The sequence below is a fragment of the Candidatus Zixiibacteriota bacterium genome (genome assembly GCA_022865345.1).
Classification (GTDB): Bacteria; Zixibacteria; MSB-5A5; order MSB-5A5; family RBG-16-43-9; genus RBG-16-43-9.
The window spans coordinates 1-10,063 of sequence record JALHSU010000046.1 but is presented as its reverse complement, the minus strand read 5'-3'; the positions used below and the strand labels follow the sequence as shown (position 1 = coordinate 10,063).

At 42.5% G+C, this 10,063-nt stretch carries 13 protein-coding genes and 1 tRNA gene; 5 read left to right on the top strand and 9 right to left on the bottom strand.

The window, feature by feature from the left end; genetic code table 11:
- The 3 genes from MUP17_02040 to MUP17_02030 form a co-directional block, all read right to left on the bottom strand.
- A partial coding sequence (locus MUP17_02040) for a hypothetical protein (GenBank protein MCJ7457755.1) occupies nucleotides 1–218 on the bottom strand: 218 nt, incomplete at its 3' end.
- A 41-nt stretch (nucleotides 219–259) separates the two neighbouring features.
- Nucleotides 260–1,177, bottom strand: coding sequence for a homocysteine S-methyltransferase family protein (locus tag MUP17_02035; protein ID MCJ7457754.1), 918 nt, complete (start codon nucleotides 1,175–1,177; stop codon nucleotides 260–262).
- Complete coding sequence (locus MUP17_02030) at nucleotides 1,158–1,829, bottom strand: corrinoid protein (protein ID MCJ7457753.1); 672 nt, start codon at nucleotides 1,827–1,829, stop codon at nucleotides 1,158–1,160. Before MUP17_02030 ends, MUP17_02035 begins: the two co-directional genes overlap by 20 nt.
- Before the next feature lie 334 nt (nucleotides 1,830–2,163).
- Between MUP17_02030 and MUP17_02025 the strand changes: the two genes are divergently transcribed.
- The 4 genes from MUP17_02025 to MUP17_02010 all read left to right on the top strand — a co-directional run bounded on the left by MUP17_02025 (nucleotide 2,164) and on the right by MUP17_02010 (nucleotide 5,133).
- Nucleotides 2,164–3,075 (top strand): methyltransferase domain-containing protein, encoded by a 912-nt coding sequence (locus MUP17_02025; GenBank protein MCJ7457752.1) that lies wholly within the window; start codon nucleotides 2,164–2,166, stop codon nucleotides 3,073–3,075.
- A 450-nt stretch (nucleotides 3,076–3,525) separates the two neighbouring features.
- Nucleotides 3,526–3,598: transfer RNA gene (locus MUP17_02020), tRNA-Lys, on the top strand.
- A gap of 520 nt (nucleotides 3,599–4,118) precedes the next feature.
- Nucleotides 4,119–4,388 (top strand): hypothetical protein, encoded by a 270-nt coding sequence (locus MUP17_02015; GenBank protein MCJ7457751.1) that lies wholly within the window; start codon nucleotides 4,119–4,121, stop codon nucleotides 4,386–4,388.
- Nucleotides 4,389–4,488: 100 nt separating this feature from the next.
- Nucleotides 4,489–5,133, top strand: a complete 645-nt coding sequence (locus tag MUP17_02010; GenBank protein MCJ7457750.1) for a hypothetical protein — start codon at nucleotides 4,489–4,491, stop codon at nucleotides 5,131–5,133.
- Between the two features lie 133 nt (nucleotides 5,134–5,266).
- Here MUP17_02010 and MUP17_02005 read toward each other — a convergent pair whose 3' ends face one another.
- On the bottom strand, nucleotides 5,267–5,569 hold the full coding sequence (locus tag MUP17_02005; GenBank protein ID MCJ7457749.1) for a hypothetical protein: 303 nt from the start codon (nucleotides 5,567–5,569) through the stop codon (nucleotides 5,267–5,269).
- Nucleotides 5,570–5,725: 156 nt separating this feature from the next.
- Nucleotides 5,726–6,772 (bottom strand): L-threonine 3-dehydrogenase, encoded by a 1,047-nt coding sequence (tdh, locus tag MUP17_02000; protein ID MCJ7457748.1) that lies wholly within the window; start codon nucleotides 6,770–6,772, stop codon nucleotides 5,726–5,728.
- A 26-nt stretch (nucleotides 6,773–6,798) separates the two neighbouring features.
- On the opposite strand from tdh, the gene MUP17_01995 reads away from it, so the two are divergent.
- Nucleotides 6,799–6,987 carry a hypothetical protein gene (locus MUP17_01995; GenBank protein MCJ7457747.1) on the top strand — a complete coding sequence of 63 codons (189 nt, stop codon included), beginning with the start codon at nucleotides 6,799–6,801 and terminating at the stop codon, nucleotides 6,985–6,987.
- A 61-nt stretch (nucleotides 6,988–7,048) separates the two neighbouring features.
- On the opposite strand, the gene prmC is transcribed toward MUP17_01995, so the two are convergent.
- The 4 genes from prmC to MUP17_01975 form a co-directional block, all read right to left on the bottom strand.
- On the bottom strand, nucleotides 7,049–7,921 hold the full coding sequence (prmC, locus tag MUP17_01990; GenBank protein MCJ7457746.1) for a peptide chain release factor N(5)-glutamine methyltransferase: 873 nt from the start codon (nucleotides 7,919–7,921) through the stop codon (nucleotides 7,049–7,051).
- 3 nt (nucleotides 7,922–7,924) lie between these two features.
- Nucleotides 7,925–8,167 carry a hypothetical protein gene (locus MUP17_01985; GenBank protein ID MCJ7457745.1) on the bottom strand — a complete coding sequence of 81 codons (243 nt, stop codon included), beginning with the start codon at nucleotides 8,165–8,167 and terminating at the stop codon, nucleotides 7,925–7,927.
- Nucleotides 8,168–8,362: 195 nt separating this feature from the next.
- Entirely contained in the window at nucleotides 8,363–9,685 is a 1,323-nt protein-coding gene (locus MUP17_01980) for a TldD/PmbA family protein (GenBank protein MCJ7457744.1), read from the bottom strand.
- A gap of 5 nt (nucleotides 9,686–9,690) precedes the next feature.
- Nucleotides 9,691–10,063, bottom strand: a 373-nt coding sequence (locus MUP17_01975) for a metallopeptidase TldD-related protein (GenBank protein MCJ7457743.1), incomplete at its 5' end; no start/stop codon positions are given.

The following is a 10,063-nucleotide window of genomic DNA, read 5'->3' as shown; positions in this document are numbered from 1 at the left end:
TTTTCGGCATTGAAAAAACATTCTTCTGGCAGTTCCCTGGATTTCCGGATGACAAAGATACCCTCAGGCTTAATCAAATCGCATGAAAAGCTGATCATCTCCTCGACCAGCTCTTTAGACCTCTTCTTTATATTCCCGTGTTTTGAGATATGCCCTAAAAGTCTGAGTATTTCATTTTTGTTAACCTCTATGCTGAAATCTTTTATTATCTTAGCCATCTTTTCAAATGCATTGGAGTGTAAAGCTTTAGTTTTACTCTTTATAAACCTGAAGGTTTATACTCCAGCCCGGTCAAACTTTTCTTGATCATTTTAATAAACTCCGGAGTTGTTCCACAGCAGCCGCCAGCAAAACTGACTCCGAGTTTTATCATTTTCAATACATCATTGGCGAATGAAGCTGGTTTCTGGAGATATACCGTTTTTCCTTTGACAAGTTTCGGCATTCCGGCATTGGGCTGGACTATTAGAGGAAGCTTTGTGCTTTTCTTCATAACCGAGGCTAGTCTTATCATATCTTTACTTCCCAGGGTGCAATTAGCCCCGACTACATCCGCACCCGCTTGTTCGAGTTTTTTCAAGGAGGATGAGACCTCATCTCCCATCAAAGTAAAATATCCTTTGCTCTTTTTCTCAAAGGTCATACAGACAAAAAGAGGAAGAGAGGAAACCTCTCTAACTCCTTCGATAGCGGCTAAGGCTTCCCGCAGATCATACATGGTTTCAACTGAGAAAAGGTCAACTCCTGCAGAGTGGAGAATTTGGGCCTGCTCGGAAAAGGGTTTTTTCAGTTCCTTGTATTTTGCCTTTCCTACTGGCTCAAAAAACTCCCCAGTGGGACCGATATTGCCGGCAACATATTTACCATCCGGGCAAGCTTTTCTGGCGATTTTGACTGCGGTTTTATTTATCTTGTCCATCTTTTTTTCAATTCCGGATTTTTTCAACTTCAGACTGCTTGCGCCAAAGGTGTTGGTCTGGATAACATCCGCACCTGCCTGGACATATTTTTGATGAATTTTAAGAACTATTTCAGGGTGTGAAAGGTTCCACAGCTCGGGTGGCGTGCCGAGTGGTAGGCCGTATGAGAAAAGCATGGTTCCCATAGCACCGTCAAACAAGACTACCCTTTGTCTGGACAACTCAAGGATAGATTTCTTACTTTCTTTTTGACTCATGTCCTATTTCTCTCTGAGCGACCTTGACTGCCTGAATAGCATTCTCTGCGTATAAATCTGCTCCGATCTCTTTGGCCCAGGATGGGCTGGCTGGTGCTCCACCTACCATTACTTTAAGCTTTTTCCTGAGATTTGCTTTTCTCAATCCTTCTATTACCCGGATTTCATTTTGCATAGTGGTGGTAAGCAAGGAGGAAAGGCAGAGAAATCTCGGCTCATATTTTTTTGTCATTTTCACAAAATTGTCAGATTTTACGTCCACGCCCAGGTCGATCACCTCAAACCCGTTGGCTGAAAGCATAGTTGCCACCAGGGTTTTCCCGATATCGTGTATATCCCCCTCGATAGTGCCGATTATCACCCTGGGCAGGTTTTTCCTCCCGGCTTTGCTCTTCAGAATCGGCTCCTGCAGAATGGAGATTCCGGCTTTTACCGCCTCTGCTCCCAAGACTAACTCTGGCAGAAAACAGGTCCCCTGTTCCCACCTTTCTCCTAATTTTTCTATACCTTGAACTAATCCCTTCTCAATTACCAGATAAGGGTCGTACCCTGATTTGACAGCTTCCATAGCAAGTTTTTCCGCCTTTTGTTTATCCCCTTCAAGAACAGCCCTATAGCATTCCTCCAGCAAACCCTTCAGTTTTTTTTCCATTCGCTTCAGTTCCTCCATTTTCAATTTATATTCGTCAAAACCTTTCCATAATAAGCAATCAAGCCTTGAGTTGTCAATCAGATTTAAGCTTGATCCCGGTATTTTGCTAATGTCGGTCAGGAGCTAAAGGCTCCTGGCCTATTGTTATTGTCATGCTGAGTCTCCACAGGGGACGAAGCATCTAAAGCACCATTACAGATTCTTCGCTCCGCCTTTGGCGGAACTCAGAATGACAAACGAAAATGTGCGAGTGTATTGCGATACGCCCCTACAAAAAACCCTTGACTCATTCAGAAATCGATTATATTAGGGTGGAAAAGAGTTAGGAAAACAAATGGCTAAAATGATTTCCGATAGACTTTCCAGGCTCTTGGTATGTCCTATTGACCGATCGAAACTGGTTTTTGAACAGACTAAGTTCAGTTGTCAGAAATGCAAACGGGAATTCCAAGTTTCAGGTCGAATCCCGATAATGCTTGATTCTGTGCTGTTTCAGGCAGATGTTCAGAAGGAAGATGAGGCTCGCAAGAAAGAGGAGATGGAGATCTTCGACAATTTAAGCTCTTATCAGGATTTTATGGACCGGGCGTACTTGAGAGCCATTAAAGAAGATATTTCAAATTCCCTTTTGAGCTTTGATTTAAAGGACAAGGACATTCTGGAAATAGGTGCCGGAATCAGTCTTTTTGCGGGTAAATTAGCAGAGAGAAATCGGGTGGTCCTTACTGACATAAATGAGACTTTGCTTAACCAGAATCCTGAAAATTGCGACCTGGTAGTAGCGGATGCAGAGAACCTTCCTTTTCCGGATAAAAGTTTTGATTTCATCTATCTGGTGGGTATTTTACATCATCTACCGGATCAGAAAAAAGGGATGCAGGAGATAAAAAGGGTTCTGAAAGAAGAAGGGGAAGTCTTCATCAGCGAGCCAACTAAATGGAGCGTCAATTTAATCTATTATCTGGGTAGAAAACTGCTTATATTTCTTTTGGGTAAAAACTTCGTCAGAAAACTTGTGGGGTGTGGAACTCCGGATGAGGAATTCCTGGACACAAAAGAGCTGAAGAAGGTTTTTTCGTCAGACTTCCAGATCAAGATTAGAAAGATATCCCCAATCCGGCTTCTGCCCATAAAGTTTTTTGATAATCTGAGCTTTGTTCCAAAAATAAACCATATTCTGGAGAAAATTCCGATAATCAAAAACTTCGGGGCGATTGCCCAGATTACGCTGTTGCCGAAAAGATAACAGGTAGGGGCACGGCATGCCGTGCCCCTACAAAATGTCATTGCGAGGGTCCTACCATCGGGGCAGACGAAGCAATCCTTATAGAGTAAAGAGATTCTTCGCCCGCAGGGCTCAGAATGACGAGAATGACGCCTATTGTCATACTGAGCGAAGCGAAGCATCTAAATACTTGTTTTAGGGCGAGGAAATCTCGCCACTACTTTGCAATACACAAAAAAAGTAACCCCACCTTGTCCTCAAGGTGGGTGAACGACCCACGTTGAGAGCAACCCTACGGGCAGGCTATGGATCTACCGGTTTTTGGGACAGATGGAAAAATCTTGACATTTATCTTTTTTGGACATAATATTCGTATTGTTCAAACTGACTTCAGTCAGGTTTGTTCCTCTCTCCTTTAAGGAGAGGGTTAGGGTGAGGTCACGCCACTGAAGTGGCTGTGAACGATTGATTGCGCCTTTAGCTCAGCTGGTAGAGCAACTGACTCTTAATCAGTGGGTCGCAGGTTCGATTCCTGCAAGGCGCACTTTTTATTTCAAAAAAAAGACGGATGTCGAATGACGGATTATTTGTAGGGCAAGGCCAATCTTCTCTCCCCTTGTGGGAGAGGATTAAGGAGAGGGGGAGAAATATTTTTACTTCACCCCACATTCCCCTCCAATCAAGGGAGGGGAAACTTGTAGTTGCTCGATTCATCGAGCTTGTTTAATAAGTGGTAGTAGTCCGAAAAAATAACTTCCGTAGGCAGGGCTCCCAGCCCTGCAAAACGAATCTCCAGAGTTTTCCCTAAAAATTACTTGATTTGTTTAGTAGATTTTATTAAATAACAAAATGACAACCCTTGGCTCAAGAATTCAATGGTGTTGAATGAAATGACTTTAACTACTTGGATTGCTATCTATGGCGCAATTCTATCCAGTGCCCTTCTTGCATGGAATATTTATCTACACTTAATAGATAAAGGCAAGTTGAAGGTTACTTGTTACATTGGCAAGATTGTAAGTGAAAAATGACCCAAAGATGAAAATGATTACTTGGTATATAGTGTGACAAATATTGGTAGGAAACCCATTTTTGTTGATAAAGCAGGGGGAACAACAAAAATAGATAAGTTCATTTTACTTCCAAGAAACTTACCCAAAAGGCTTGAGCCTGGAGAACAACTGTTAGAATATGCTCCGGATCTATCAGTGCTTACTGACAATTTGTTGAGCCTATGGGCACTAGATTCCTTAGGGAAATTCCATAAAGTTGAGGAGCGTATTATGAAAGATCTAATTGAGAAGGTTAAGCAAAAAAGAAAGCATGACACTTAAATAGTGTTTGCGGTTTTCTTCATTCACCAAATACCTGCGTTGCTTAGTAAATATGCGAGCCGTTAAGCAGTAATCTAACAGATAATAAAGAGAGATGCCAATGTCAATTTTTTCTAAATGGTTTAAGCTCCCTCAGTATAATATTGAAAGAGAGGTGGAAGAAATGTATTCTCAAATGTTTTCGCAATTATCTGACGGGATGACATTGAAACAGGCTCGCGAGAAAGTGAAGGAAGCAATTAAGCTTTGTAAAAAAGAGGCCAAAAAAGAAGGCACAGCTAATTTGCCTGACAATTACGGTGATTTACTAATACAAGCTGCTGAAACAGGAGACCCGAAGGCCAAGAAAATAGTGGACAAAGCACGTAAAGAAGGAGCTACATATGAAGATATACGCGAATTTTGGAATTTGAGTGACCTGATAAGAAGAATGGTTCGATGGTCAGAAAATGTATTTCGGACATCAATGGCTATGAGTCTATGGAAACCAGGCCTATCTAAAGATGAAGAAAAACAAATAGCCACAGAAATCCGAAAATCCTTTCCTATGTATGGTGACCCTGATGATACTCGTGTTACAATTGGCGATGATAGACCCTTGCCACATGAATTAAAAGCTAGGGTGGATAGATGGAGGATTAAACTCATATCTGTAGAAGGTGAAGAAAAAATTAAAGAGAAAATAAATAAATATTCTTCATTTAATGCCTTAGTTAGAGATGAAATTCGTAAAGGAAATTTATAGCCTGCAGGTAGTATCAGGATTCACTTCTGTCTTGATACTAATTGGAGTGGCGTTCAATTGAAGGCCACTCCAGAATACAAAAACATCCTACGGAAACAACACTACCTGTTTGCATTCCTTGGTAGGTTGAAATTTATTTTACTAATCCCGACATCTCCAGCACCTTCTTTGACCAGGAAGATGCCTGTTGGCTGAGTTTTTCCCTCTCATTAGAGTTTGTATAAATTTCAGTCCAAATCCTGTGCCAGAATGCCAATTGAATTTGAAGCTCCACTAAAAAAGCTTTCTCCTCTAAAGAGGCTTCTGGCGCAGTCCATTCTATGAAAAATTCGCTCTCCTCTAAAAGACTTTGCACCACTTTCCAATTGTCCTCAAGAGATGCGAAAGATGCAATGCGAGCTAAATCTGCAGATATACCCCCCAGACGAACTGGCAAACTGTCTCTGAGGTATCTGTCTCTAATTTCTTCTAAATTTTTCAAATTAATTATTACATAGGGACAGAACAGTGTTCTGTCCCTACGTTTATAGGTTCGGGAATTAATATTCCCGAACCAACAGGCATTGACACGGTCAATGCACTCCAAAAAATATTACGGAAACAGGACTACTTTCCCAGATTCCTTGTTGGGCGAAAGCAGAGCATCGATCCCTTTCTGGAAATCCTTTAAGGGGAATTTATGCGTGATTACCGGGCTGGGGTCAACTAATTTGTTGTTTAAAATATTGGAAAGCTCATACCAGGTCTGGAACATCAGACGGCCGTTTATCCCGATTATCTTTGACCCTTTGAAAATCACGTAGGCATTCAAATCGAAAAGGATTTTATCTGAAGGTATTCCGAAAGCTGTAAAAGTTCCTCCCTTTTTGAGGATTTTGAACCCATCCTCAATTGCCTTTGGAGCGCCGGTCATCTCTAAAACCACGTCCACGCCTTCGCCTGAGGTTTGTTCCATTATCTCATCTGCCGGACTGCTATTTTGAATGCTTAAAGCCACGTCTGCGCCCATCTTTTTCAGAAGCTCAACCCTGAAAGGAAATTCTCCAACTGCAAAAACCTTTGCAGCTCCAACTGCTTTGGCAATCCCCGTGGCAAAACAGCCGATGGGCCCATCGCCCAATATGGCTATTACCTTACCCTGAACGTCGCTTTCCATAACCGTATAAGTCGCATTTCCAAAAGGCTCCTGAATGCAGGCAATCTGGGGAGGCAGGCTGGGGTCATTTTTCCACACGCAGATATCCGGGATGGCGATATATTCTGCAAAAGCACCATCAGTGTCCACGCCCAATATCTTCAAATTTTTGCAGATGTGCATCTTTCCGGTTCGGCATTGATAACAGGTCTGGTCGGGGATATGAGTCTCCGCTGAGACGAAATCACCCACCTTTGCTCTTTTCACTTGTGAGCCGATCTCCACTACTTCTCCGGCACATTCATGCCCGAACACCAGAGGGGGCTTGATCCTGTTCTGAGCCCAATTATCCCAGTTATAAATATGCAAATCAGTGCCGCAGATGGAGCAGGCTTTGACCTTCACCAGAACCATATCCGGACCGATCTTCGGGATTTCGACATAGTCTAATTCTGCGCCAGGGGCTTTGTTCTTCTTCATCACTGCTAGCATCTTGTCTGCCATCTTTGCTCCTTATTTCAGATTTTTAAATGATCGAGAGTCTACAGTCTGTTTGGCTCGGACTGGAGTTGAACTCCTGTCCGAAAAAGGGGGATAAGGGTTCAACCCCTATCCCAGCAATAAAAGATTGTGAAAAATATAACGAATTGAAAGGATTTGTCAAGAAGGAAAGAGCCAAAGGGCTTGATGAATCAAGCCCCTGCAACCGCTTTTTGTAGGGGTTCGATTCATCGAACCCAAAATGTCACTGACAGCAATGAACAGACAAGAATGTCTGTTCTACCGCTTAATAGCCATTACTACCCTTTCAATTCCTGCCAGGTCTTTAATGATTTCGACGGAGGTGAATTCACTTTTTGCCTGGATTGTGTTCTTGACTTTCTGGGCTTGACCGTATCCTATTTCCAGGGCGAGAATACCTTCCCCTTTCTTCAAGAATAAAGCAGATTGATCGGCTATTCGCTGATATAATCCTTCCTCAGCAAACAGGGCTACTCCCGGCTCAAAATCCCTGACCTCTTTGGGCAGAATCTCTTTTTCTTCTTTTTGAACATAAGGAGGGTTGGAGACCGCGGCATCAATCTTCTGTTCCAGATTCTTACCTTCCAAGGATGCAAAAAGGTCTCCGCATAAAAATTCGATTCTGTCTTCGAGTTTATTAATTTTTGCATTCTCTATTGCAAGGGAGAGAGCATCTGAGGATATATCTGTGGCATATACAAAACAATTTTTAAGATTGAAAGCTAAGGCGATTGCGATGTTCCCGGCACCTGTGCCGAGATCGATGATCTTGAGGTTATCAGATTCCCTTTTTTCTCTTTTGAAATATTCTAAAACCATTGAGACTAAAATTTCTGTTTCCGGGCGGGGGATTAAAGCCCTGGAATCGACTTTGAATTTCAAGCCGAAGAATTCTGTTTCGCCAATGACGTACTGTAAGGGATTACCTTTTAACCTTTTTTCGATCAGACGTTTGAGTCTCTCCTCTTCTTTAGAGGATAAAACTCTCTGGCTATCCAGATAAAGCTGTGTTCTTTTTAAATTGAGGATGTGACCTAAGAGAAGCTCTGCTTCTACTCGCGGGCTTTCGATATCCTTTTTCCAGAAAATCTCGGTAGTAGACTTGAGGGCTTCTGAAATTGTTCTGCCCATAGGTCAGGAGATAAATCTGAAGTTTGCCCAGTCATCCAGGCCGTTTTCGATTCTTCCGTGAAACTCGGCAGCTAAAGTCGAGGTGGAGCACCCCTTTTGAGGAGAGCCGTAAAGCCAGTTGGTAGCAGGAATGAATTCTGGCTCGTCAGAGGAAAATGCCCTTTCCTCCCCTCTGAGGGAAAAAGGGAGCAAGTATAAGCCTAAACCTGAAAGCCCTAAAGTCCTGATGAATTTTCTGCGGTTCATTTTTTGTCTTCCATTTACACTCGGTAGCCGCAGACTTTAGTCTGCGTTGTCCTAATTATAGCGTTGCCGTTCTGTGGCAACGAATACTCGTCCTCACAGGAGTGAGGACGCTACACCTGTCAGGACCGAGGTCCTGACAGAACCAAGAAATCATTTTTTCTACCCTTGAACCCTTGAACTTTTAACCTTTGTTTATTACCCGCCGATGAAATTAAACTTGTTTATCTTTATCGCCGGAACATACATCAAAACTCCGTACTGGGGGCAGAGTTTTCTTTCCTTAGTCATCAGCTCTACGTTTGAGAAAGCTTCCAAAATGCTCTGGCCAATGCGCATATTCTTAACTGCCGATTTTATCTTACCATTTTCTATCAAAAAAGTCCCGTCCCGGGTTGTGCCTGTGACCTGGGTTTTCATCGGGTTCATATAGTTGATATACCAGAAATGGGTGATCAGGATTCCTTTTTCAGTTGAGGCTATCATCTCATCCATAGTTGAATTTCCAGGTGAAATGAGCATATTCTTAGGGTATGGTCCAAAGGTATTATTCGGCTGTAAGGCATGCCCGGTTGACTCGGTTTTATTTTTATTGGCATAATAGGAATTATAGACCACACCTTTACCGACCCCATTTTCTATCAAGACGACTTTTTTCTTGGTCACTCCCTCATAATCAAAAGGCATACTTTTCATCACCGGGTCATAAGGGTCTTCGATTATGGTGATATTATCCCCGGTCATCTTCTCACCTATTTTCATAAAACTTCTACCCTCGGAGAAGGTTTTCCCACCGAAACCTAAGAAAGCCAGGAATAAAAGGAAAGATGCCACCGCAGCTTCCTCTAAAATAACCGTATACTCGCCAGGCGGAAGCTCTATAGGATTACTAGATAGCAAAGCTTTCTCCACTGCAATCTGGCTAAGCTTATCAGTATTTATGTCTTTTACTTCTCTGGAAAACCCTTGAGCCCAGCCAGACTGTTCATCTTTACTCACAGTTAAGGAGAAATTTGCTTTGGTCTCCTGAAAATATTGCCTTATTCCCAAAGAATTAGCCACTGCTGTAACGTCGGTCTCAGTTTGAAAAGCTCCTGCGGAGATTAGATTATTCTTTTGAGACTTGTCAACAGCTATTTTGATACCTTTAGCTCTCTGGTCAGGAGAATAATTATGGGTGTCATTATAGAAACCTTTTATCTCTGGTGCAGTAACTGATTTTGGTAAGAAGACAAAATCCGGGTCGTCTTTTTGATTTTTTGCAATCTGGATGGCATTTTTTACGACTTTCTTGATTCCTTCATCATCTATCTTATTAGTCACTGCTACGCCGAGTTTTTTGCCTAAAACTGCTCTTGTCATTACCGTATGGTCAGCTCTTCCCATATTCTGATGAATGATATTCTCTGCAAACCGGGTCAGGTAAAAATCCTCCTCTAAAAGCAGAAGCTCAGTCTGGTCTGCATCCGAATATTTCAGACCCTTTTCCAGTATCTCTAAGGTTTTTTCTTTTGAAATCATTAAGATCAGCTTCCTACTTTCATATTCCTGAACCTGGCAGGGGATGCTCCCTGGCCCGTTCTTGCGTTTTGCCCTGGCTGTCCTTTACCACAATTGGGTGTGCCCCAGACCTTGAAATATTTTTCACTGCAGATAGCATCGCAGGAGTTCCAGAACTCAACTGTATTGCCCGAATAGGTCGGGTTTTTTATCATCTCACCTAATTTCCCGTTTTTTATCTCCCAGCCGATCTGGCATCCCATCTGGAAATTCTCCCGGTTGTCATCTATGCTCCAGGAGGAGACTGTCTCCATATAGATTCCGTCGTCCACCTCTGAAATCAAGTCCTCAAAACTATAATTCCCAGGCAAAAGTATGGTGTTAGTCATACGGATAATC

Coding starts and splice junctions, on each gene's coding strand:
- MUP17_02030 (MCJ7457753.1), bottom strand. CDS start 1,829: ATGGAAAAAAAACTGAAGGGTTTGCTGGAGGAATGCTATAGGGCTGTT.
- MUP17_02025 (MCJ7457752.1), top strand. CDS start 2,164: ATGGCTAAAATGATTTCCGATAGACTTTCCAGGCTCTTGGTATGTCCT.
- MUP17_01980 (MCJ7457744.1), bottom strand. CDS start 9,685: ATGATTTCAAAAGAAAAAACCTTAGAGATACTGGAAAAGGGTCTGAAA.
- MUP17_01985 (MCJ7457745.1), bottom strand. CDS start 8,167: ATGAACCGCAGAAAATTCATCAGGACTTTAGGGCTTTCAGGTTTAGGC.
- MUP17_02035 (MCJ7457754.1), bottom strand. CDS start 1,177: ATGAGTCAAAAAGAAAGTAAGAAATCTATCCTTGAGTTGTCCAGACAA.
- MUP17_02010 (MCJ7457750.1), top strand. CDS start 4,489: ATGTCAATTTTTTCTAAATGGTTTAAGCTCCCTCAGTATAATATTGAA.
- prmC (MCJ7457746.1), bottom strand. CDS start 7,921: ATGGGCAGAACAATTTCAGAAGCCCTCAAGTCTACTACCGAGATTTTC.
- tdh (MCJ7457748.1), bottom strand. CDS start 6,772: ATGGCAGACAAGATGCTAGCAGTGATGAAGAAGAACAAAGCCCCTGGC.
- MUP17_01995 (MCJ7457747.1), top strand. CDS start 6,799: ATGATCGAGAGTCTACAGTCTGTTTGGCTCGGACTGGAGTTGAACTCC.